At 42.9% G+C, this 23,754-nt stretch carries 20 protein-coding genes and 1 tRNA gene; 11 read left to right on the top strand and 10 right to left on the bottom strand.

From position 1 onward, the window contains the following. Nucleotides 1–138 precede the first annotated feature (138 nt). Both SOI82_RS08150 and rpsT read right to left on the bottom strand, forming a co-directional pair. Nucleotides 139–924: a TatD family hydrolase gene (locus SOI82_RS08150; protein WP_320666927.1), complete on the bottom strand. Its 786-nt coding sequence runs from the start codon at nucleotides 922–924 to the stop codon at nucleotides 139–141. Nucleotides 925–1,016: 92 nt separating this feature from the next. Then, complete coding sequence (gene rpsT, locus SOI82_RS08145; protein ID WP_320666926.1) at nucleotides 1,017–1,319, bottom strand: 30S ribosomal protein S20; 303 nt, start codon at nucleotides 1,317–1,319, stop codon at nucleotides 1,017–1,019. A gap of 170 nt (nucleotides 1,320–1,489) precedes the next feature. Here rpsT and hisD point away from each other — a divergent pair, with 170 nt between their 5' ends. Next, complete coding sequence (gene hisD, locus SOI82_RS08140) at nucleotides 1,490–2,776, top strand: histidinol dehydrogenase (RefSeq protein ID WP_320668402.1); 1,287 nt, start codon at nucleotides 1,490–1,492, stop codon at nucleotides 2,774–2,776. A gap of 10 nt (nucleotides 2,777–2,786) precedes the next feature. On the opposite strand, the gene rpiA is transcribed toward hisD, so the two are convergent. Together rpiA and SOI82_RS08130 are read right to left on the bottom strand one after the other, a co-directional pair. Beyond that, nucleotides 2,787–3,503 (bottom strand): ribose-5-phosphate isomerase RpiA, encoded by a 717-nt coding sequence (gene rpiA, locus SOI82_RS08135; protein ID WP_320668401.1) that lies wholly within the window; start codon nucleotides 3,501–3,503, stop codon nucleotides 2,787–2,789. A 35-nt stretch (nucleotides 3,504–3,538) separates the two neighbouring features. Further along, nucleotides 3,539–4,675 carry a trypsin-like peptidase domain-containing protein gene (locus tag SOI82_RS08130; RefSeq protein WP_320666925.1) on the bottom strand — a complete coding sequence of 379 codons (1,137 nt, stop codon included), beginning with the start codon at nucleotides 4,673–4,675 and terminating at the stop codon, nucleotides 3,539–3,541. A 274-nt stretch (nucleotides 4,676–4,949) separates the two neighbouring features. Here SOI82_RS08130 and rimP point away from each other — a divergent pair, with 274 nt between their 5' ends. The 4 genes from rimP to infB all read left to right on the top strand — a co-directional run bounded on the left by rimP (nucleotide 4,950) and on the right by infB (nucleotide 10,645). Further along, on the top strand, nucleotides 4,950–5,417 hold the full coding sequence (gene rimP / locus SOI82_RS08125) for a ribosome maturation factor RimP (protein ID WP_320666924.1): 468 nt from the start codon (nucleotides 4,950–4,952) through the stop codon (nucleotides 5,415–5,417). Between the two features lie 54 nt (nucleotides 5,418–5,471). After that, nucleotides 5,472–6,905, top strand: coding sequence for a transcription termination factor NusA (nusA, locus tag SOI82_RS08120; RefSeq protein WP_320666923.1), 1,434 nt, complete (start codon nucleotides 5,472–5,474; stop codon nucleotides 6,903–6,905). Next, the gene (locus SOI82_RS08115) at nucleotides 6,902–7,180 is read left to right on the top strand and encodes a YlxR family protein (RefSeq protein ID WP_320666922.1); all 279 of its coding nucleotides are present in this window, start codon (nucleotides 6,902–6,904) and stop codon (nucleotides 7,178–7,180) included. The genes nusA and SOI82_RS08115 overlap by 4 nt, the downstream gene beginning before the upstream one ends. Before the next feature lie 63 nt (nucleotides 7,181–7,243). Next, nucleotides 7,244–10,645, top strand: coding sequence for a translation initiation factor IF-2 (gene infB, locus SOI82_RS08110; RefSeq protein ID WP_320666921.1), 3,402 nt, complete (start codon nucleotides 7,244–7,246; stop codon nucleotides 10,643–10,645). 99 nt (nucleotides 10,646–10,744) lie between these two features. Here the strand turns inward: infB and SOI82_RS08105 are convergent, their stop codons facing one another. Next, nucleotides 10,745–11,005, bottom strand: coding sequence for a DUF3493 domain-containing protein (locus SOI82_RS08105; RefSeq protein WP_320666920.1), 261 nt, complete (start codon nucleotides 11,003–11,005; stop codon nucleotides 10,745–10,747). A 49-nt stretch (nucleotides 11,006–11,054) separates the two neighbouring features. On the opposite strand from SOI82_RS08105, the gene SOI82_RS08100 reads away from it, so the two are divergent. After that, a tRNA-Thr gene (locus SOI82_RS08100) sits at nucleotides 11,055–11,126 on the top strand. Between the two features lie 149 nt (nucleotides 11,127–11,275). On the opposite strand, the gene psbA is transcribed toward SOI82_RS08100, so the two are convergent. After that, nucleotides 11,276–12,358, bottom strand: a complete 1,083-nt coding sequence (gene psbA / locus SOI82_RS08095) for a photosystem II q(b) protein (protein WP_320666919.1) — start codon at nucleotides 12,356–12,358, stop codon at nucleotides 11,276–11,278. A 367-nt stretch (nucleotides 12,359–12,725) separates the two neighbouring features. On the opposite strand from psbA, the gene SOI82_RS08090 reads away from it, so the two are divergent. Beyond that, nucleotides 12,726–14,351 (top strand): photosystem II high light acclimation radical SAM protein, encoded by a 1,626-nt coding sequence (locus SOI82_RS08090; RefSeq protein WP_320666918.1) that lies wholly within the window; start codon nucleotides 12,726–12,728, stop codon nucleotides 14,349–14,351. On the opposite strand, the gene SOI82_RS08085 is transcribed toward SOI82_RS08090, so the two are convergent. The 3 genes from SOI82_RS08085 to SOI82_RS08075 form a co-directional block, all read right to left on the bottom strand. Further along, a complete protein-coding gene (locus tag SOI82_RS08085; protein WP_320666917.1) occupies nucleotides 14,273–15,097 on the bottom strand; it encodes a CPBP family intramembrane glutamic endopeptidase in 825 nt (274 codons plus the stop codon). The two genes, SOI82_RS08090 and SOI82_RS08085, sit on opposite strands and share 79 nt — an antisense overlap. A gap of 71 nt (nucleotides 15,098–15,168) precedes the next feature. Continuing rightward, nucleotides 15,169–15,480: an ATP-dependent Clp protease adapter ClpS gene (clpS, locus tag SOI82_RS08080; RefSeq protein WP_414153508.1), complete on the bottom strand. Its 312-nt coding sequence runs from the start codon at nucleotides 15,478–15,480 to the stop codon at nucleotides 15,169–15,171. A 62-nt stretch (nucleotides 15,481–15,542) separates the two neighbouring features. After that, nucleotides 15,543–16,772, bottom strand: a complete 1,230-nt coding sequence (locus SOI82_RS08075; RefSeq protein WP_320666916.1) for an LL-diaminopimelate aminotransferase — start codon at nucleotides 16,770–16,772, stop codon at nucleotides 15,543–15,545. A gap of 96 nt (nucleotides 16,773–16,868) precedes the next feature. Here SOI82_RS08075 and SOI82_RS08070 point away from each other — a divergent pair, with 96 nt between their 5' ends. From SOI82_RS08070 to SOI82_RS08060, 3 genes are all read left to right on the top strand, one after another. After that, the gene (locus tag SOI82_RS08070; protein WP_320666915.1) at nucleotides 16,869–19,550 is read left to right on the top strand and encodes a TIGR03960 family B12-binding radical SAM protein; all 2,682 of its coding nucleotides are present in this window, start codon (nucleotides 16,869–16,871) and stop codon (nucleotides 19,548–19,550) included. 277 nt (nucleotides 19,551–19,827) lie between these two features. Continuing rightward, nucleotides 19,828–21,750, top strand: a complete 1,923-nt coding sequence (locus SOI82_RS08065; protein ID WP_320666914.1) for an Rne/Rng family ribonuclease — start codon at nucleotides 19,828–19,830, stop codon at nucleotides 21,748–21,750. Further along, nucleotides 21,740–22,327: a ribonuclease HII gene (locus SOI82_RS08060; RefSeq protein ID WP_414153507.1), complete on the top strand. Its 588-nt coding sequence runs from the start codon at nucleotides 21,740–21,742 to the stop codon at nucleotides 22,325–22,327. The genes SOI82_RS08065 and SOI82_RS08060 overlap by 11 nt, the downstream gene beginning before the upstream one ends. A gap of 18 nt (nucleotides 22,328–22,345) precedes the next feature. Here the strand turns inward: SOI82_RS08060 and SOI82_RS08055 are convergent, their stop codons facing one another. After that, complete coding sequence (locus SOI82_RS08055; protein WP_320668398.1) at nucleotides 22,346–22,855, bottom strand: DUF1997 domain-containing protein; 510 nt, start codon at nucleotides 22,853–22,855, stop codon at nucleotides 22,346–22,348. 53 nt (nucleotides 22,856–22,908) lie between these two features. On the opposite strand from SOI82_RS08055, the gene pheA reads away from it, so the two are divergent. Continuing rightward, nucleotides 22,909–23,751, top strand: a complete 843-nt coding sequence (gene pheA, locus SOI82_RS08050; RefSeq protein ID WP_320666913.1) for a prephenate dehydratase — start codon at nucleotides 22,909–22,911, stop codon at nucleotides 23,749–23,751. The last annotated feature ends 3 nt before the right edge of the window (nucleotides 23,752–23,754 follow it).

Here is a 23,754-nt window from a genome sequence, read left to right as displayed (position 1 = left end):
AAAGCTGACGTCGTCAATGCACGTGAAGGGGGAGGAATGGACTACTCTTCAGGCGGCGAGACGAAACAAAGCCCGTCGCACCCAGGCAATCATTAATTCTACACTTTAAGGGCCAAAAACTCGAAGCTTGCCAGCAAATCATGGCAAGGCAAATAATCTTCTCGCATTTTCCGTAGTGCTATTCGCTACTGAAGAAAAAGTCTGACCTCGAAGCTCAGCTATTCGAGAAGCTACTGCTGCTACGTATGCAGGTTCATTGCGTTTCCCTCTATTAGGGACAGGAGCAAGAAAAGGGCAATCAGTTTCGACTAAAAGCCGATCTTCAGGCACCTCGCAAGCACATTGATGTATCGATTCAGCTTTAGCGAACGTCACAGTCCCACTAAAACTGATGTAGAAACCAAGCTCAAGAAATTGTTCCATTTCTTCCTTGTTGCCTCCCCAACAATGCATAACACCTCTCGGACACCGCCCGAGGGTTTGGAGCTGCTGAAGTTCTTGCAGCATCTGACTGGCGGCCTCGCGACAATGAATAATTACAGGTAGATCCAATTCAACAGCAAGTTCAAGCTGTGGCCTCAGGACATCTAGCTGCTCGTCAAGATTTGAATCTCTAAAAAGGTCAAGACCAAGTTCTCCTATAGCTAAGACTCGAGAATCACTTAATGCTGAAGTGCGCAATACCTCAAGAGTTCCCTCTTTCCAGTGTTTTGTATCTAATGGATGGACACCCACGGAATATCGCAACTCTGAGAAACGATCTGCTAATGCGCGAATAGCTGGTATTTCAGAAGGTTCAACACAAGCATGAAGCAAACTCCTGACCCCTGCTTGTCTCCAACGAGCCGCCACTTCATCTAAATCGTCCTCAAAGCTAGGAAAAACGATATGACAATGACTATCTATCAGCGAGTAAGAAGTCACCTTCAGAAGAATATTTATTTAAGACTATTTTGCAAGCACAATAGGATTTGTAGTTGAATATAAAGAAGTTAAGTAAGGTTTTAAATTAAATTTTAGGTAGTCACAACTGGGTCAATTGCTTTTTTAACAGCCGAGCTAAGGCGAGATTTTTGATTAGCGCCAGTATTACGATGCAAAACTCCACGCTTTACAGCTTTATCAATTTTACTGAAAGCTTCACCCATGCTTTGCTGAATATTTGCTTTGGCCTCTTCTCCAGAGTCTGGGCTATAAGCGCCGCAAGCACTTAAACAACGCTTGATTAATGTGCGCATAGAAGACTTATAGGATTTGTTCTGTAATCGATTGCGATCGGCAATCTGAATGCGCTTCTTGGATGACTTGTTATTTGCCACTGAGGCTTAAACTATTTGAGAGAGACTTCACACTACCGCAGCACCGCTTCAATAGGGACTTTGAACCAACTACAAGACAACTAAGTAGGGCAGGCTATAGCTTAAATAAAGAATTAAAAGCAACCGTGGCTGAACCTAGCCATTTCGATTCAACTTCAAACAGGCCATTAATGCGATGTATTGATGGTCTGTTTGAAGCTTACAAAGCATTAGATCGAATATCTGAGCGCACTTCAGGGGCTGAACAAGATAAAGCAAGGTGCACTGTAGAAAACATCTTGAAAGAGGTTAAAGAAAATGGAGACGCAGCTCTTTATCGCTATACAGAGCTCTTTGACGGCTTCAAGCCAAATCCACTTGAAATAAGTCCAGATATATTGCAACAGGCTTGGGAAGAGACTCCACCGAAGCTTCAAACAGCCCTACAACTAGCGCACCGTCGTATAAAAGATTTCCATCAACATCAACGCCCAGCTGATTTATCAATCAAGGGTGTTCATGGGGAAACACTGGGTCGGAGGTGGAGGCCAGTTCAGCACGCAGGTATTTATATTCCAGGAGGCAGAGCCTCATATCCAAGCACGGTCCTAATGAATGCCGTTCCTGCACAAGTTGCAGGAGTCGAGCAAGTGACAATGGTCTCGCCAGGCGGGAAAAACGGGAAAATCAATACAGTCGTTCTGGCCGCAGCTCATCTTGCAGGTATCAACAAAGTATTTCGTATTGGAGGAGCTCAATCAATTGGCGCACTTGCCTTTGGGACAGAAACCATTGAGCCAGTTGATGTAATAACTGGGCCTGGAAATATTTATGTCACCTTGGCTAAAAAATCCGTCTATGGAAAAGTTGGGATTGACTCTTTGGCTGGGCCAAGTGAAGTTTTAATTATTGCTGACCATACAGCTCAAATTGAACAAATTGCAGCTGACCTACTTGCTCAAGCTGAACATGATCCACTAGCAGCATCAATTTTACTAACTACTGAATCAAACATTGCAGCAGCTATACCACGTGAGCTAAAGCGACAACTCAAAAATCATCCCCGCGCTAAAATATGCCAATCATCACTTGCGAATTGGGGCCTAATAGTTATATGTGAGGATCTAAAATCGTGCATAGAATTAAGCAATAAATTCGCTCCAGAACATCTTGAATTACTAATTGAAAATCCCCATTCACTTGTTGAAAAATCAACTAATGCAGGCGCAATCTTTATAGGCAATTGGACACCCGAAGCTATTGGAGATTATTTAGCAGGACCTAATCACACACTCCCAACCTCTGGAACCGCAAGATTTAGCGGGGCCCTTGGAGTAGAAACCTTTATGAAAAATACATCTCTAATTGAATTCACACAAAATGCTTTTGACCACACATCTGATGCTGTTATGGAATTAGCTAAAAGTGAAGGTCTCCACAGCCATAGTGAATCTATAAGAATTCGGAAAACCCTTTAATGAAGGTTAATTAACCAAGTTTTTCTAGATTACGAACACCTGGCACACCATTAGTTATCTCACCCACTAAAACCTCATCGGCCATATTTACAAAAAGGCCATTTTCCAAAACCCCTGGAATATTATTTATTTCGCTCTCAAGCTCCTCAGGGTTTTGAATGCCACCCTCAAAACTTACATCTAAAACAAGATTCCCTTGATCGGTGATCACTGGCCCAGCTTTACACTTAGCCATACGCAAATCAGCAATTCCATTCAATTTGGCCAAATTGTTTTGCACCTGTCGCCAAGCAGAGGGCAAAACCTCCACAGGTAACTTAAATGAGAGGTTTAAACATTCAACAAGTTTGGTTGAATCTACGACTATCACAAAGCGTTCTGCTAAAGAGGCAACAAGCTTTTCCTGCACATGACAAGCTCCCCCACCCTTGATCAGCTGAAAGTGGGAGTCAACTTCATCTGCACCATCTATAGCTAGATCTATATGGTCTACGGCAGAAAGAGTTCGCAAAGGTATTCCTAACTTCGCAGCCAAGACTTCTCCCTGGAAAGAGGTTGTAACTCCAATAATGTCAGTCAACTCACCTTCAGCCAACTTCGTCCCTATAGCCTGAATCATCAAAGCAGCAGTAGAACCTGAGCCCAGTCCTAAAACCATGCCATCTTTTATTTCCTCAACAGCTGCTTGAGCAACTGCATATTTCATCTGGGTTTGTAGGTCCAACATCATTTATGAATAAACCGCGCGACAGTAGCAAAGTTTCAACTCAATCCAGGTAATGGAGAAGGTTTGATCGAAAGACTGAGCTCAATGTTATTACGCATAACCCTCAAAGATAAAGGTACGCCTATCTCTGACTTATCCACTTGCTCCAGTAAAGATTGAGGGTCAGCAATATCAATTTCATCTGCGGCAATAACAAGGTCACCCCTTCTCAAGCCTGCTTTTTCTGCAGGGCTATCAGGCAAGACAGACTGAACTAAAGCTCCTGACCGTTCAGGAAGCTCAACTAAGGCATTTGGATCACGATTATGCTCTTTGGCTATACGAGCTGTAAGCGATATCAATTGAACCCCCAAATAGGGATGCACAACTTTCCCTGTAGCCAAGAGCTGATCAGAAACCCCTCTTGCCAGATTGATAGGAATTGCAAAGCCCAACCCTGCCCCTGGACCAGATCTAACCAAAGTATTAATCCCAATTACTTCTCCTAAACCATTCACTAATGGTCCTCCTGAATTCCCAGGGTTTATAGCTGCATCAGTCTGAATTAAATCAAGCCGTTTATCTGAAAAGCCCAAGCTACTTATATTCCTATGCAAACTACTAACAATCCCTAAGGTAACTGTGCGCTCTAACCCATAGGGAGTCCCCAAAGCAATTGCCCAGTCACCAACTTCGAGCGCATCAGAATCACCAAGGGGAGCAGCATTTGGCCTAATGCCATCAGACAAACGAATAATGGCAAGGTCCGTCACAGGATCCGTGCCAATCACTCTTCCATCGAACTCTTCTCCATCAGCAAGTGTGACACTGACTTCATCTACCCTTTCAACAACATGAGCATTTGTAAGTACTAATCCATTGTCATCAATCAAGACACCAGATCCCTGTCCTCTTTCCCGCTCGGGACCAAAAGAAGGATCTCCCAATAAGTCCCGAAGTAAAGGATCAATCAAACTTGGGTCAAAAGGCTGGTGTTCAACTGTTCGCTCGGTATCTATACGAACCACAGAAGGAGCAACTCGCTGGACTGCTTCAGCAACAAAACTATGAGTTTCTTTTCCTTCTAATTGAGGGATGTCCAAAGCAGATCCTTGTTCCACCCAAAAGACAGAAATAGAGAAAACTGCCGCTAATAAAAAAAGCAAAGAACTTAATAGGATTCTTCTGCGCAATGGGAATAAGCCCCTGTATAAATTTATTCTTCCCAGGCTATTGCAAAACCACAAAAAACCGACACAACAAAGGGCCATAGAGGCGAATATTTGGTTCCATTTCATACCGCAATATGTTGAATTGGTAATTGCCTAAAGAGATCTGTAAATTGCTTGAGGAGCAGCTGGCCATGCAATCACGTAGAATTAAAACAACCTGACGGTTACCTCCCTAAATGGAGGCAGGTAAAATCTGCAACCGATCGGGCTAGCAGTCCGATCAAAATCCTGCCCCTTGCCTCACCCCATCCTCACGGACTTGGAGACTATCGCGTCCAGTACTGCCGCTGAGAACGGCTTTGATCTGTGTGGCGTAAAGGTCTTTACTCATCTCAAGCCCATGACAATGCAGGTGCAAATCCGCCACATAGGAGGAGGCGATGTTTCTCTCGAGGAATGTGCAAGTTTTAGTGCTCCTATGGGCGAAGCCATAGAAACTTCTCAACTACTTAATGAAGCTTATGTCCTTGAAATCAGCAGCCCAGGAATCGACGACCAGCTAGTAAATGATCGAGATTTTCAAACATTTCGAGGTTTTCCAATAGAAGTGGCCTATCGCAATGATCAAGGTTCAGAACTCCGCCAAGCAGGTTTACTTCACAAAAGATCCACTGATCATGTGCATCTGAATATCAAAGGGAAAATTAACCGAATTCTTCGCAAAGATGTGATTGCAGTCCACTTAACAAGGCTTAAAGGATAAATCAAACAGGCATTCCTTTCCCCTTAAAAACTTCTTTCCCTTTTCCCATCTTCGATGGCTCTAGTTTTACTCCCCGGTCTGAATAACCTGATAGAAGATATCAGTGAGGAGAAAAAGCTCCCCTCGCAAGTCGTAGAAGCTGCACTTCGAGAAGCTTTGCTGAAAGGATATGAAAGGTATAGAAGAACACTGTATTTGGGTATTAGTGAAGATCCATTTGAAGAAGAATACTTCAGTAATTTTGATGTGGGCTTAGATCTTGAAGAAGAAGGATATCGAGTTCTAGCGAGCAAAATCATCGTCGAAGAAGTTGAAAGTGAAGATCATCAAATTGCATTGGCTGAAGTAATGCAAGTAGCCGAAGATGCACAAGTTGGAGACACAGTAGTTCTCGATGTCACTCCGGAAAAAGAAGACTTTGGGAGAATGGCAGCTGCTACTACAAAGCAAGTCCTCGCTCAAAAGCTTCGAGATCAACAACGGAGAATGATACAAGAGGAGTTTGCTGATCTTGAAGATCCAGTCCTTACCGCGAGAGTAATTCGCTTCGAACGTCAATCAGTAATCATGGCTGTAAGCTCCGGCTTAGGGCGTCCGGAAGTTGAAGCAGAACTACCCCGTCGAGATCAACTGCCAAATGACAACTATCGAGCCAACGCAACCTTTAAGGTTTTCCTTAAGGAAGTAAGTGAAGTTCCTAGACGCGGGCCACAACTTTTTGTAAGCCGTTCTAATGCTGGCCTAGTGGTTTATCTATTTGAAAATGAAGTACCTGAGATCCAAGAAGGGTCCGTTCGAATTGTTGCTGTAGCTCGTGAAGCTAATCCTCCTTCCCGTTCCGTAGGACCTCGCACAAAAGTGGCAGTTGACAGCATAGAAAGGGAAGTTGACCCTGTTGGGGCCTGCATCGGTGCCCGCGGTTCCCGCATCCAACAAGTAGTAAATGAACTCCGCGGAGAAAAAATAGACGTAATTCGATGGTCTCAGGATCCTGTTCAATACATTTGCAACTCCCTGAGTCCTGCCAGGGTAGAAATGGTCAGATTGGTCGATCCCGAAGGGCAACATGCTCATGTGCTTGTACCGCCAGACCAACTAAGTCTTGCAATTGGTCGTGAAGGACAAAATGTACGATTAGCTGCTCGGCTAACAGGCTGGAAAATAGACATCAAAAATTCACAAGAATATGATCAAGAAACTGAAGATTCTGCAGTCGCTGAATTAATTGCACAAAGAGAAGAAGAAGAAGCATTACAACGCGAGGCAGAAGAACGACTAGCCGCAGAGCAAGCAACCAGAGCCGAAGAAGACGCTCGTTTAAGAGAGCTTTATCCTCTCCCTGAAGATGAGGAAGAATATGGACAAGAACAGACCCAAGACATTCAAAATGGAGCTGAGGATTTGATAGTTACTGAAAACGAACCTATAAGCGAAGATATAAAAGATGAAGCTAATGAATCTTCAGATGAAGAGGATGGAGCCCGGTGAGCCAACGTCCCGTCCTGCGTCGCTGTGTTGCCTGTCGAAAACTGCTAGATCGCAAGCAGCTTTTGAAAGTCACAAAAGACTATCAGGATGGCATAGTTCTCGACGGAGGGATGGGACGATCAGCCTATCTTTGTCCGACTGAGACTTGCTTTAAAGAGTCCTATCGACGCAAACGTCTTCAAAAGGCTCTGCGTTGTCAGGTGCCAGCAAGCATTGTGGAGATGCTGCAAAAGCGGCTAAATCACTGCATTGATGCAGACATTGAGGCAATATGAACTATGGCTCCACGATAAGTGAAGTCCCACGGCAAACGTTGCACCGAACGATCGGAGAACTTAATGACCAGCAGCGGCAAAATCAGAATTTACGAGCTTTCCAGGGACTTGGGCCTGGAGAATAAGGATGTGCTCGATGCCGCTCACAAGCTTTCTATTGCAGCAAAGAGCCATAGCAGTTCTATCAGCGATGCAGAAGCAAAGAGAATCCGTGGGCATTTGTTAGCAGCAAAAAATGTTGGCTCGAGTAAGGCGCCAACCAAACAAAAGCCTCAATCTGAAAAGGTAATCCTTTCGGTCAAGAAAGCTTCCGACAAGCCCACTAAAGAGCAACTAGGAGATAGGAGAAGGATAGAAAAACAAACTCCAGAAATCCCCAAGAAACCCACCTCTCCACTAAAACCAGTACTTCCTAAGAAAGCTGATAAACAATCAGCTTCAACTAGCCCCCATTCACCAACACGACCTAAAGCCCTAGACATACCCAAACCTGCAAAAAGCACTCCAGCAACGACGCAACACTCTCCAAAAGCACCTGCTACCCGTCCCTCTCCTCCAACTAGACCATTAGCACCAACCTCAAGAGAAACAAACAAACCCTCTGCAAAACCCTCTGCACCAATTCGACCAGGTTTAGGAAATAAAAATCAAAACACCAATCGCCCCTCTTCTCCTAGCAACCCAAATCCAACAAGAGTTTCAGCTCCTAGACCCAAGATCGTTTCTAGGCCTCAACCAACACAAAGTGGCAATCGAGCCGCACCGCCAACCAAACCATCACCTCCTGCACAACGGCCAACATCAAAGCCAGAATTAGTTGGACGTCCAAAACCAAAACAGCCTGTAGCCCCCCCTAGCCGCCCAACTCCTCCTCCTCAAAGACGTCCTGGAGTGAGTCCAAGACCAATAGGGGGAGCCAGTCAAAGAAATAATTCACCTCAAAGGGGCGGCAACTCTCAGCGACCCAATCCACCTACTAGACAAGGCATAAGTCGCCCAGGTCAACCCAGGTCGACTGGAAATCCTGTTGAACTAGTAGGTAAACCTATTAGACGTGATAGGGGAGGAAATAGCGCATCATCTAGGGATAACAATACGAATAGCCGCCAAAGCCCAACCCCTAGATCAAACATGCCACAAGGCATGAGGAAGCCAGTTGCCCCTGGTGAGCTAATGCAGCTCCAAAAACCTACTGGACGTCCAGGAGTACCTTCTCCGAGACGTCCCGATGGATCAACTGTGGGGCCTAAAGGCTCAACATCAGACGGACCCAATCAACCAGTAAATCGTCCAACCCCTGCACCTGCTCCTAAAAGGCCAACTCATAGACCAGGCCCTGGAGGAGCAGGTGCGGCAAGAAGAACAGGTAAGCCAGACTGGGATGACAGTGCAAAACTCGAAGCTCTACGCAGCAAATCTCCCCAAAAACAACGTCAAAAAGTTCATATTATTGGCGAAAACGACGACGCACTTACAACAGAAACTAGTGGCTTTGCTGGCGAACAACAAGCTGTAGTACTTTCAGCAAGCCTAGCCCGCCCAGCCAAACAAAAAACCACTCAAAAAGCTTCCGCCAAGCCAATGGCGGCAATGCGAAAACGAAAGAAAGAAACTACTCGTCAAAGACAACGGCGGCGTGCAATGGAGCTTCGAGCAGCAAGAGAAGCTAAGCAAGTCAGGCCTGAAATGATCATTGTCCCCGAGGCAAATCTTACGGTACAAGAACTAGCTGACATGCTCAGCGTAGAAAGTTCAGAAATCATCAAATCATTGTTCTTCAAAGGAATAACGGCAACTGTTACTCAGTCACTGGACCTCTCAACAATTGAAACTGTCGCAGAAGAGTTTGGTGTACCGGTACTACAAGACGATGTTGAAGAAGCCGCAAAGAAAACATCCGAAATCATCGAGGAAACAGATCTCGCTCATCTAATCAGAAGGCCTCCCGTCGTTACAGTTATGGGTCATGTCGACCATGGAAAAACAAGTCTTTTAGATGCCATCAGGAAAGCAAGAGTCGCAGCTGGAGAAGCCGGTGGAATTACACAACACATTGGTGCATACCAAGTTGAAATCAAACATGAAGGAGAGCCACGCAAGCTCACTTTCCTTGATACTCCAGGCCATGAGGCGTTTACAGCAATGCGAGCAAGAGGAACAAAAGTAACAGACGTAGCAGTACTAGTTGTCGCTGCAGATGATGGAGTTCGCCCTCAAACATTAGAAGCAATTAGTCATGCCCGTGCAGCCGAAGTCCCCATAGTTGTTGCGATTAACAAAATTGATAAAGAGGGAGCTTCTTCTGACCGAGTAAAGCAAGAACTCTCCGAACACGAACTTCTATCTGAAGAATGGGGAGGAGATGTAGTTATGGTCCCTGTAAGTGCAATTAAAGGAGAAAACATAGATAAATTACTAGAAATGATTTTGTTGGTTACGGAAGTTGAGGATCTTCAAGCCAATCCTGATCGCCTCGCAAAAGGAACAGTTATCGAGGCACACCTTGATAAAGCTAAAGGCCCCGTCGCAACATTATTAATTCAAAATGGCACCCTAAGATCAGGAGATGTAATCACAGCTGGTGCAGTACTTGGGAAAGTCAGGGCTATGGTTGATGAACATGGCGGAAGGCTAAAAGAAAGTGGTCCTTCTAGTGCTGTGGAAGCACTTGGTTTTAACGAAGTTCCAACTGCAGGAGATGAGTTCGAAGTTTATCCAGATGAGAAGTCTGCAAGAGCAGTTGTAGGTGAGCGTGCCTCTGATGCACGTGCGACCCGACTAGCCCAACAAATGGCTTCTAGGCGTGTCTCACTTTCTGCTATGTCCAATCAAGCCAGTGAAGGTGAGCTGAAGGAACTAAATCTAATCTTAAAAGCTGATGTTCAAGGTAGTGTCGAAGCTATTTTGGGTTCTCTAGAGCAACTACCCAAGGACGAAGTCCAAGTCAGAGTACTACTTTCAGCGCCAGGAGAAATCACCGAAACTGATATCGATTTAGCAGCAGCATCAGGAGCAGTTGTTGTTGGTTTCAATACTTCAATGGCGTCTGGAGCAAAGCGTGCAGCTGATGCAACAGGTGTAGATGTTAGGGATTACGAAGTCATATACAAGCTGCTTGAAGATATTCAAGCAGCGATGGAAGGACTTCTTGAGCCAGAAATGATAGAAGAATCGCTAGGCAATGCAGAAGTACGAGCTATTTTTACTATCGGAAAAAGTTCAGTTGCTGGTTGCTATATAACCAATGGAAAATTACAACGTAATTGCAGAGTAAGAGTCAAGAGAAACAATCAAATTGTCTTTGAAGGAGATCTTGACTCTCTAAGGCGCAATAAAGATGATGTAAAAGAAGTGGCAACTGGTTTCGAATGCGGAATAGGTTGTGATCGCTTCTCAAGCTGGCAAGAAGGCGATAATGTTGAAGCTTATAAATACGTCACCCAGAAGAGAAAACTAACTACCTAAAAACTACAAATAGACAACTAATTATTTCCACGTAAATAATTAGTACAACCATAAGCATCAGAAAAGTATTGACATCAATGATTAAATACTTCTTTTTGTTTAATTACTACTAGGCCGGTCTAAATACAACAAGCCACTAAAAAGCAAAAGAGCACATATCTGAATTCCCGCATCACTCAAGAGAACAGTCTGGCCAGATAATGCCCTAAAAGTCATAACAAAAATACCAATACATGAAGAGCCCAAAAGAGCAAGCCATATTCCTCTTCTAAGACCTCGAAACGGAGTCCTTGATTCTTTAAGAAGTTTATCTCGAAGTTCATTGTTCAACTTAGAGGAGGAGCCAGAATTCTCAGTCAATCGATCAAAAGCAAAAGGAACTTACCAATAATGTTAAGTTCCTTTTGCTGCCGGTGTAGCTCAGAGGTAGAGCAACTGATTCGTAATCAGTAGGTCGCAGGTTCAAATCCAGTCACCGGCTTTCTAAGGCGCTTTACTCAAGGAAGAATAAATGTACCCATGACAAGCAAAAAACTATTTCCATCTATATAAAAAAGCCCCCTCAAAAGAGGGGGCTTTTAGCTCAGTCAAACCAAGCTTTTTCTAAGTAACCAATAATTTTACTTAGGCTCAACCAATTGCAGGAGCAACAAGTGCCACAGATGTGGTCTCAGCAGCTGCAAGGTCAAGTGGGAAGTTATGAGCATTACGCTCATGCATTACTTCCATACCAAGGTTGGCGCGGTTCAGAACGTCTCCCCAAGTTGGAACTACTTTTCCTTGAGCGTCAAGAATTGACTGGTTGAAGTTGAAACCATTCAAATTGAATGCCATGGTGCAAATGCCCATGGAAGTCAACCAAATGCAGACAACTGGGAAAATAGCCAAGAAGAAGTGAAGACTGCGACTATTATTGAAACTGGCGTACTGGAAGATCAAGCGACCAAAATAACCGTGAGCAGCCACGATGTTATAAGTCTCTTCCTCTTGGCCAAACTTATAGCCATAGTTCTGTGACTCATTCTCTGTGGTTTCGCGAATCAGAGATGAAGTAACAAGTGAACCATGCATAGCGGAGAACAAACTACCGCCAAACATTCCTGCTACACCTGCCATATGGAAAGGATGCATCAAGATATTGTGCTCAGCCTGGAACACAAACATGAAGTTAAAGGTTCCTGAAATACCAAGGGGCATGCCGTCAGAGAGTGAACCTTGTCCGAAGGGATAAATAAGGAACACTGCAAAAGCAGCTGATACAGGAGCCGAATAAGCAACGCAAATCCAAGGGCGCATACCCAAACGGTATGAAAGCTCCCACTGACGTCCCATCCAACCGCAAATTCCAATCAAGAAGTGGAAAACAATCAGTTGATAAGGGCCGCCGTTATAAAGCCATTCGTCTATGGATGCAGCTTCCCATATGGGATAAAAGTGCATACCAATAGCATTACTGGAAGGAACAACAGCTCCAGAAATAATGTTGTTGCCATACATCAGAGAACCTGCAACAGGTTCACGGATACCGTCGATATCAACCGGCGGTGCAGCAATGAAGGCAATAATGAAGCAAATGGTTGCCGACAGCAAGCAAGGAATCATCAATACTCCAAACCAACCGACATAAAGACGATTGTTGGTAGATGTGACCCACTCACAGAACTGAGGCCAACCTTTTAGCAGCGCAGAACGCTGCTGCTGAAGGGTGGTCATGAGGACGTGATAGAAGTCCCAAAGGGACGTTAGATAAGAACGGGCATTACCCGTCGATTGGATTTTAAAGGAAAATGATCCATTCTGTGGAAGAGAATTGAAAAGGTTTTGTAAATGAAAACAACTCTCTTTTCAATCTGGAGAAATTTGACCAAAAACTTTCGAGAAAGCTTTACTTCACTTCATTCTCTTCCCCAAATTGGAAGGGATTTTTCGGAAAATATTTTGTAGAAAAGTTTAAATCAATCAAATCTCATATCTCATATCAAGCAAATAGAATGGCAATCAAAAAGGGCTAGCAGTAGTTCCCCAATTGTTAGTGTCTTTTTCATTTGCAGCCTCTTACAAGAAAGCTAGGCATTACTAGATGAGTTCTGCTTCAACTATTGATTCGAATCTCATAAAGGCATCTGTCCATAAGCCAGACGCCGATAGGGTCCTATTAATTCGATTGCCTTGCAATCCTATTTTCCCTATAGGACCTATTTACCTTGCTGATCATTTACACAAGTCTTTTCCTGAAATAGATCAAAAAATCCTAGACCTAGCAGCAATACCAAGCCTGGATGTAGAAAGAGTTTTACTAGCGGTAATAGATGATTTTCGTCCTTCCTTACTGGTTTTTTCTTGGAGAGATATCCAAATATATGCACCAGTAGATGGAAGAGGAGGAAATCCTCTTCAGAATTCATTTGAAGTTTTTTATGCACGTAACCCTCTGAAAAGGCTAAGGGGAGCCTTTGGGGGAGTGAGATTAATGGCTAGCCATTACGGAGAATTACGTCGCAACCAACATCTAATAAGAAAAGGATTGCGATATGCACTTCGTCATAACAAAAATGCTCAAGCAGTCTTAGGGGGAGGCGCTGTCAGTGTTTTTTATGAGCAACTTGGAAAGACCCTGCCAAAAGGAACAATCATTTCTGTAGGAGAGGGAGAACCTTTATTAGAAAAATTACTGCGTAGAGAATCAATTAAAGGAGAAAGGTGTTTTGTTGTAGGTGAGGAAATAAGGCAAGGTCTTATTCATGAACAGCCTATTAGTCTTCCTAAAACAGCATGTAACTATGAATATATTCGTTCAATTTGGCCTCAACTTGATTGGTATCTTGAAGGAGGAGATTTCTACGTAGGTGTCCAAACAAAAAGAGGATGTCCTCACAATTGTTGTTATTGCGTTTACACAGTAGTTGAAGGAAAGAAAGTTCGAATAAATCCAATCGAGGAAGTAGTTTGCGAAATGCGGCAATTATATGAATTAGGAGTAAGAAGTTTTTGGTTTACTGATGCACAATTTATCCCAGCTCGTCAATATATCAAAGATGCGAAGGAACTCCTAAAAAGCATTCAAGATGCAGGGCTTAAAGATATACATTGGGCCGCTTATATCCGTGCAGATAATCTCGATTATGAATTGGCCGAATTGATGGTTGCAACTGGGATGAGCTACTTTGAAATCGGAATCACATCAGGGTCACAAGAGCTTGTCAGAAAAATGCGCATGGGATACAACTTGCGAACAGTTCTAGAGAACTGCAAAATGCTTGCCAAAGCAGGCTTTAAAGATAAGGTTTCTGTAAATTACTCATTCAATGTTATTGATGAGCGACCTGAAACTATTAGTCAAACAGTTGCTTATCACAAAGAGCTGGAGCGTATTTTTGGAGCCGACAAAGTTGACCCAGCAATCTTCTTCATTGGACTTCAACCTCACACACATCTAGAACAATATGGATTTGAACAAGGTCTAATTAAGCCTGGTTATAATCCTATGAGCATGATGCCTTGGACAGCAAGGAAACTACTCTGGAATCCAGAGCCAATGGGTAAAACTTTTGGAAGGATATGTTTAGAAGCCTTCGATAAAGACCCAACAAATTTTGGGAAAACTGTAATGGCATTACTGGAAAGAGATTATGGTGAGTCGCCATTAGAGGATGCCTTACGAGCACCTCTTAAAGGGCGACCAGCAATGGCGAGTGCAGTGCGCTGACGAAAAAGAATCATTATCAAAGCAAAAATAGCTATTAATCCTCCAAGAGGATTAATAGCTGCCCCCCCTGGTCCAAATAACCAACCAGGAGTTTCGGGAGAAAACTCAACCAAGCCAGCAGAAACCAAAAACCATCCGCCCACCAAGCCACCATGCAGACCCATGCACCCCCACAAGGATCCATGATCAATCATTCGCATAAAGGCCAACAACAACCCTAAAAGAAATAATCCAAGCAGAAGGCCAAGTAATTCCCAAAAGGCAAGGCTAAATCTTGTATGCACAAGACTAAAAACTACAGCTTGAATGATCACTCCCCAACGAGTCCCAACTAATTGATTCATTTCCAAAAATAACCAACCCCGAAAAATAATTTCTTCAGCAAAGCCAACCACAAGACCTAGGAATAAAGCATTAACCAAAATGTCGCCATTTGAATAACCCAACCACTTGCCATAAGGTGAAAAAAGTAAAGGAGTTAAAACAAAAGCCAGTAATCCAAATGACTTAAAAAGGCCTCTAAGAAACAATTTCACTGATACTTTCCTTCCTAGTCCAACTAGACCAAGAGGAATGAAACAGTCATCATTGCCCCAACGTATTTTCGACCAGCTTGAAAGAAGTGATACAAAGAGAACAAAGCTAACAATAGTTCCCAAAAGAGAAATATCTTGCTTTTGTAGGTCAGGCCAAAGCAATGCTAAGGGTTTAACACTTAGCCATCCACAAATATAAACTAATGGCATTAATGTAATAGTAGGAACCCAACGACTTCGTTGGGTTATCCAATTACTCCAGAAAATAGCAATAAAAGAGATCAGGTTTCTTTTTCAATGGTACTTGTTAAACCCTTAGAGTTAAGAGTTTGGGAATAAAACTCAGCTGGCTCAATATCACAAATAATAACTAATCCAATTCCTGTATTATGAGTTTCAAGCATGACTGCTATTGCATCTTGTTCACTAAGTTGTGGAACAACTTGGCGTAACGTCTTCACGACATATTCCATAGTATTTACAGGGTCATTATGCAGCAAAACTTTATACCTAGGCGATAACTTACGAACTCTCTCTACTTTCTTTTCTACAACTGTTGTCCCACCAGGTCTGGCTATAGTTCCTAACACCAAGACAGACGATCTTTTACATAGTCCTAAGCTTGAAGAATAGGTCAGTTGGTCAATAAAGTGTTTCATTTTAAATTGACGATTCTTTGCATTGCTTCTTCAACATTCATACGGCTATTAAAGGCCGACAACCGAAAGTAACCCTCTCCAGATACTCCAAAACCACTCCCAGGAGTACCTACCACATTAGCTTTTTCAAGTAAAAAATCAAAGAAATTCCATGAATTCATTCCTTCTGGAACCTTGATCCATACATAAGGGGCATGTTCCCCTCCATAAACTGTAAAGCCTGCTCCAATTAATGAGCGTCTAATTATTGCTGCATTTTCCATATAAAAACCAACAAGAGATTTTATTTGCAGCTGACCTTGCTCTGAATAAACAGCTTCTGCTCCTCTTTGAACAATATAACTAACTCCATTAAATTTAGTGCTCTGTCGACGATTCCACAGGCTCCAAAGTTCTACTGGATTACTATTATTATCTTTACCTTTCAAGGTTTTAGGAATGACTGTGAAAGCACAACGAGTTCCTGTAAACCCTGCATTTTTAGAAAAGGACCGAAATTCAATTGCGCAATTGCGTGCACCATCAATTTCATATATCGAATGAGGTAAAGATTCATCTTGAATAAAAGACTCATAGGCAGCATCAAAAAGAATTAATGCGTCATGCTTTTGAGCATAAGCAACCCATTCAGCCAACTGTTCCTTAGACGCAACTGCACCAGTAGGGTTATTAGGGAAGCAAAGATAAATTAGATCCACTGCTCCAACAGGGATCTGAGCCTGAAAATTATTATTTTCATTTATTGGTAAGTAAGTAAGGCCTTGATACTGTCCGACATCTAATGCGTCGCCTGTTCTACCTGACATGACATTGCTATCCACATAAACGGGATAAACAGGGTCGGTAACAGCAATTCGATTAGCTTCTCCAAGAATATCAAGAATGTTACTGCTATCACACTTGGAGCCATCAGAAATAAAGATCTCATCTGCACTTACCTGACAAGAACGTTCTTGATAATCCCATTTCGCAATCTTTTCTCGAAGCCACAAATATCCTTGTTCGGGGCCATAACCATGAAAGCCAGATTCTGTCCCCATTTCATCAATGGCTATTTTCATAGCATCTCTACAAACTAACGGAAGAGGTTCTGTGACATCCCCGATGCCCAACCGAATTAAATTGGCCTTTGGATGAGCCAAGCTAAAGGCTTTAACTCTTCTAGCAATCTCAGGAAAGAGATAGCCGGCTTTAAGTTTGAGGTAATTGGAATTGACCAGAACCACGTAGCAAATGCATTAGTCCTTCGCATCTTGCTATGAAAAGCGTCACTCTGTGGAGTACTTCCATACGATGTATTTCAGAGAGGACTTTTTTCGGCCATGCTTATTGCCTCAAACAAGTCTCTAAATCAATGTCTGCAACTAGAGCCAATTGATTTTAAAAAATTGGTGGATGTTGAAATCGCGAAACCTGCAAGATATATGGGTCATGAATTAGGAGTTAAAGAACGTGACTGGGACAGCGCAAAGGTGAGATGGGCACTAACTTACCCAGATCTTTACGAAATAGGAATAAGCAATTCTGGGCATATAATTCTGTATTCAATTTTAAATACAGTCCCCGGCCAACTCTGTGACCGGGCATATATGCCTGCAATTGATCTATCTAGACGACTAAGAGAACGCTCTATATCTTTATTTGCAGTAGAAAGTCGAAGACCACTTTATGCATTCGACATACTTGGCTTCAGTCTCAGTTATGAGTTAATTGCAACCAACATTTTAGACATGTTGGATTTATCAGCTATACCTTTGTACGCAGCAGATCGTACCGATCTACCTATAGATCACCCAAACTCGCCACCACTCATATTTGCTGGTGGTCCAACAGCTACAAGCAATCCTGAACCCTACGCAAAGTTCTTCGATTTTATTGCGCTTGGCGATGGAGAAGAGCTATTGCCAGAAATTGGTCTTGTAGTGGCCGAATCCAAAAAAAACAAACTTTCCCGTCATGCATTACTTCTAGATCTCTCTGAAATTCCAGGGGTTTATGTACCTTCTCTATACAAAGATGGGACAAATTCATGCTCACTTTCCCCTATTGAACCATCAATACAGAAAAGAGTAATAAGACGAGTAGCAACACCAATGCCCCAATATGCAATAGGTTTAGTCCCATATATCGAAACAGTTCATGATCGACTGACTGTAGAAATACGCAGAGGTTGTACACGTGGGTGCCGTTTTTGCCAGCCAGGGATGCTGACAAGACCGGCAAGAGATGTTGATCCAAAAGAAGTCATCAATGCAGTTGAAGCGGGTATGAAAGAAACTGGGTATAGCGACTTTTCCTTACTCTCCCTTAGTTGCAGTGATTATTTAGCCTTACCTGCAGTAGGAGTGGAGCTTCGAAAAAGGCTTTCAGACCAAAACATCTCATTGCAATTACCAAGCCAACGAATAGATCGATTTAATGACGATATTGCTCACATCCTTGGTGGGAACAGGAAAGCAGGACTGACCTTTGCCCCAGAAGCTGGCACTCAAAGATTAAGAGACGTAGTCAACAAAGGACTTACCGATGCTGATCTTCTGAAAGGAATTCGCACTGCTATGGAAAGCGGATACCGAAAGGTAAAGCTCTACTTCATGCTTGGACTCCCTAGTGAAACCTCTGAAGACGTTTTAGGAATTGCCTCAACCTGTCAAATGCTTCAAGAAAAATGTCTTGACTTAGGCAGATTAAAATTGCACTTAACCATTAGCAATTTCACTCCAAAGCCTCATACTCCATTTCAATGGCACAGTGTTTCTAAAGCACAATTAGAGCGCAAGCAAGAACTACTGAAGGATCAATTACTTTCTCTTAAAAACATCAAAGCAAACTTCACTGATATACGACTATCTGCAATGGAAGACTTCATTGGCCGAGGAGATAGACGGCTATCAGATGTCATAGAAAAAGCTTGGAGAGAAGGTGCTGGAATGGACGCATGGTACGAATCTTTGGATCGTACTTATGAAGCATGGCGAAAAGCTATTGCGCATGCTGGGCTCGAAGGTAAGTACAGAAAATTTGAAATAGGGGAATGGGATTCTGTAGAAGCTTTGAGAGGCAATGAACTAATCAAATTTTGTACCAAACCACTACCTTGGGATCACATTGATACAGGCATAGACAAGAGTTGGTTAGCAGAAGACCTTCAAAGAGCTCTAGATGAAAAAATAGTCCCAGATTGTTCATTTGATAGCTGCAGCAAATGTGGAGTTTGCGGTCCTGAGCTAGGGCATAACGTAATTGTTCCAGCCCCAAAAGTCCCGGCACAGGTACCTCAACAATCACCTCCAACACAGCGACTCTGTCGAATTCGATTCCAATTTTCTAAGCGAAATCCTATAGAACTCCTAAGTCATCTGGATATTTTGCGCCTATTTGAAAGAGCTCTTCGACGAAGCCAGTTACCAGTGAGTTATAGCGGTGGGTTTCATCCCCTTCCACGATTACAAATTGCTCTTGCTTTACCGCTAGGAGTTGAAGCCTTAGGAGAATGGGTAGATATTGATTTCTTCCAGCCAGTTGAGGCCGAAATCGTCAGGCAAAAGCTACAAAAAAACCTTCCACAAGGCCTCAATCTAATTAATGCAAAAATTAAACCTATAAGTAAAACCAGTCTTGCACAAGAAATAGCTGCTTCGATTTGGAGTTTTAACCTAACAGTGATTTCAAAATGTAATCCAACTCAAGCCGAGTGGAAGGCAGCAATTAACTCACTTTTAATGGCAAAGGAATTAATTTGGAATGATACGGACAAAAAAGGAAGGCCCAGGAAACGAAACTGTCGTCCAGAACTATCTTCCTTGGGAATGGATATCAATAGAAATAAAGGAGAAGCATTAATCGCACTTAAAGGAGTCCGAATGCAACTCAATGCAGTTATAGATAAACAAGGAAGGAGTATTAAGCCTATACAAATCAAACACTGGGTAGAGGAATCCCTTGGTCTCCCACTGGAAATATCCAACGTGCAAAGAGATGAAATCCAGTTACTTAAATGCTAGGGTCATATATAGACGCAAAGGATACGGCAGCTTTTGTCGCAAGTGCGTCCAGGCCTTATTTAACCCCAATTTTGAGGAAATCGAGGCCTGTTGCCCCTCACAGATTCCAGTTCGTTAGTTACGAATAAGCAAGCCCCTACTCCCAAGGGGTAATTGCTCCTTTCATTTCTGCAATCGACCTTTGGTCGTTAACCATTCATTTTTCAAAACTTCGCAGAGTTACTGCAAGTTTGCAATCGTTTCTGAGCCAAGTAGGGCTCCTACTTTCTTCTAATATATGCCCCAGCAAATTGTCATCGCAGAGCAGTTGCGTATAGCAGCAGTGCTCACAGATGAGCGAGTAGATGAATTAATCGTCGCCCAAGGTCGCTACCAAATTGGAGATGTCTATCTAGGGACGGTTGAAAACGTTCTCCCTGGAATAGATGCAGCTTTTGTAAATATCGGAGAAAGTGAAAAGAATGGATTTATTCATGTCACGGATTTAGGCCCCTTAAGGCTTAAAAAAGGGCAAGCAGGAATTACTGAACTGCTAGAGCCTCGGCAGCCTGTATTAGTGCAGGTAATGAAGGAACCAACAGGAACCAAAGGTCCCAGACTCACAGGGAACCTGTCTCTACCAGGTCGTTACTTAGTACTTCAACCTCATAATCAAGGAGTCAATATCTCTCGACGAATAAGCTCTGAGGGAGAGCGAAATCGACTTAGAGCTCTTGGAGTCTTAATTAAGCCACCTGGCAATGGCCTTTTAATTCGTACTGAAGCAGAAGGTGTCACCGAAGAATTATTAATCGATGACCTTGAAAGTCTTCTTCAACAGTGGGAAGCTATCCAACAAGCCTCTGAAAGCTACCCACCACCAGTACTACTAAATCGAGACGAAGATTTCATTAATCGCATACTCAGAGATCATATAGGTCCTGATTTAATACGAGTTGTAGTTGATCAAGCTAAGGCCGTTGATCGTGTCAGTAGTTTTCTAGCTCAAGATAGTCCTAATGTATTAGTTGAATCTCATAGCGGTGCAAATAGTTTACTTGATCAATTCAGAATAAACACAGCAATTAATGATGCGCTAAAACCAAGAGTGGATCTTCCTTCAGGTGGTTATATCATTATCGAGCCAACTGAAGCTCTCACAGTTATCGATGTCAATTCAGGCTCTTTTACACGGTCAGCAAATGCTCGAGAAACTGTCTTATGGACGAATTGTGAAGCAGCAATCGAGATCGCTAGGCAATTAAAGCTTCGCAATATCGGGGGGGTAATCATTATCGATTTCATAGATATGGAGTCAAGAAGAGATCAATTACAGTTACTAGAATATTTCACTTCAGCAGTCCGAAATGACTCTTCGCGTCCACAAATTGCACAGCTTACTGAATTAGGACTTGTTGAACTAACTAGAAAGCGCCAAGGCCAAAATATTTATGAGTTATTTGGGAAGACATGCCAAAACTGTGGTGGTCTTGGACACATCGCTTCCTTGCCTGGCATTGACTTACTACAACCTCTAGCCACAGCTAGTGGTTTAGTGAGATCTACTAGTACTACCAAATCAACTGAACAAATTTCATTAGAGAGCAACAATCTTCCTCGAAAACGGTTAGGAAAAAACCGTAGCAATGAAGTCAACTCACTCTCAGTTCAAGGCGGGGCCCAAAGACTCCAAGAAACTTCAACGGAAACAACTTCTTCAGAAGTCTCAAGTCATAGGCAAGAGCCAGAACTCATTGGCGTCCAAATGAGTTCTGAACAGGAAGAAGTTTTTAGTTATTTGGGGTTAAATCCTGTTCTCTTGCTGGAACCTACACCAACCAATGACAACTTGTTAGTACGCATAGTTAGACCTGGAGAAGAAGTAGAAAAAGTTTTAGAAGAGTCCCAAAATCAAATGGCTGCAACAGCGCAACGTCGCCGGAAAAGAGGCAGAAGTGGCAATGGGAATACCAATCGAGTAATTACCCGAGGCACTATTGACCATCAATCATCAATTGGTGGAGAAGAAATCACTCCCACCATTTCTCAAGAGACACAAAAAGAGGCTATAAGTATCCCGACCACTTCAACTGAAGAAAATGACCAATTAACAACCCCTGAATTTTCAGAATCTGATCCTTCCGCACAAATAGAAAAAGAAGTCGAAGATCCTCGTCGTCGTAGGAGACGTTCGTCTGCTACCAACGAAAATGGTTCTTAATGAAAGCCAAATCGTAGGAGTAGATGAAGTTGGCAGAGGGGCTTTATTTGGGCCAGTCTTTGCAGGTGCAGTTGGTCTAAATAATGAGCTTGCTCGACAAACTTTGCTAAACGCTGGTTTAAAAGACAGCAAAGCCTTAACAGCAAAGAAAAGAGCAATGCTTGTTCCTCTTATTAAACAAAACGCTAAGCACTGGGCTCTAGGTCAATCATCTGCTAAAGAAATCGACTCAATTGGTATCAGGAAAGCCACTGAGCTAGCAATGCTAAGAGCCCTCCAAAAACTTAACCATCCAATCAGTCTGCTTTTAGTTGATGGAGTGCTGCCCCTCAGGCTGTGGTATGGACCTCAAAAAACATTGGTACACGGAGATAGTAAATCTGCTGAAATTGCAGCAGCAAGTGTTCTAGCCAAAGAAGGACGTGATGAAGTTATTAAACGCTTAGCAACGCGATACCCCGCATATGGTCTTAAAACAAATGTAGGTTACGGAACCCAATTGCACAGAAAGGTACTTCTAACTCTAGGCCCAACCTCTTTGCATCGTAAGTCGTTTCTAACCAAACTAAGTCTTTAATTTGTCTAAAAAACAAATTTACTCTTCACACCAATTCCTAAAATCATCAACTAGTTGCTGCCTAACACGAGCCTTAATGCCAAGCAGAATAGTACTAAGAATGGATTGACCTGTACTTTCCAGCACTTGACCTGGAATCAATCTCAAAAGTGGAGGAGGACTAACTGTCACCCCCAGCAAGGCTTCGCCCTCAAGGCCTTGGGCAGTAGCCTCCAAAGTTGCATTTAGTGTTAAGACAAAGTCATCCACCAAGCCAAGTCCATCAAGCTGACTATCAGTAGCACTCATAGTGAGTGCGCCCTCACTATTCACGGCAGCTATTGATACAACTGGATTAACTTCCAACTGAAACACCTTAAAGCTGGTGACGTTATATCTATAACTTCCTGGGCCAAGCAGAGTAAGTTTTTTCGAATCCAACATGGCACCAACCACTCTCTCCTGTTGTAGGAGATATTCAGAGAGACGATCTGCGTTCCTCTTTATCGGGAGATCAAGTTTCTGCCGAGCTTCGAAAGCCAGAGGCATAATCGGCGAGTGACGCGCCATGATCCTATCGACCCTTCAGTGCTTTTTTTGTAATGCCGACTCGAGTGGCCTTTCTTGGACCTGAGGGGACCTACGCCGAAAAGGCCGCTTATAGCCTTATAAAGCTAGAAAAATTAGATAAGCCTGAGTTTGTTCCTTGTGTCGGGTTACGCTCAGTTATTGAACATGCTGCAAAGAAACTTTGTGATGTTGCAGTAGTTCCAATAGAAAACTCAGTAGAAGGTGGGGTGACTGCAACTCTTGATGCTCTCTGGAACTATCCAAATTTATTTATTCGGAGAGCATTAATACTTCCTATACGTCATTGCTTATTAAGTAGTGGATCAATAAATGAAATTTCTGAAGTTCTTTCTCATCCTCAAGCTCTTGCCCAATGCAGCGGGTGGTTGAATAAAAATCTCCCTAATGCACTTCAACTTCCAACAAACTCCACTGCTGAAGCAGTCCGAATGGTGAAAAATAGCAAATTTCGTGCGGCAATTGCCTCAAAGCCTGAAAAAAGCTTGAGAGACCTAAAAGAACTTGCTTACCCAATTAACGATGTTGCTGGGAACAGGACAAGATTTGTTTTACTGCAACATGTTGTTCCCCTCCAAAAGGGAAATATCGCTAGCCTCGCCTTTTCACTTAAAGCAAATGAACCTGGAGCACTATTAAAAGCTCTTTCTTATATTGCAAATCTAGGATTGAATATGAGCCGAATTGAATCCAGACCGTCTAAAAGAGAGCTAGGGGAATATGTTTTTTTTGTTGATCTAGAATTATCTAACTCTTCTGAAGGATCCCATCTTAAATTAATAAATACATTAGAACCTCTATGTGAACATCTAGTGAATTTTGGGGCTTACACAAGTACTGAAATAGATGTTAACTAACAA

This window comes from Prochlorococcus sp. MIT 1307 (assembly GCF_034092395.1).
Lineage (GTDB): Bacteria > Cyanobacteriota > Cyanobacteriia > PCC-6307 > Cyanobiaceae > AG-363-K07.
Note: the sequence above shows the minus strand (reverse complement) of the source record. Positions and strands in the feature narration are given on the sequence as shown.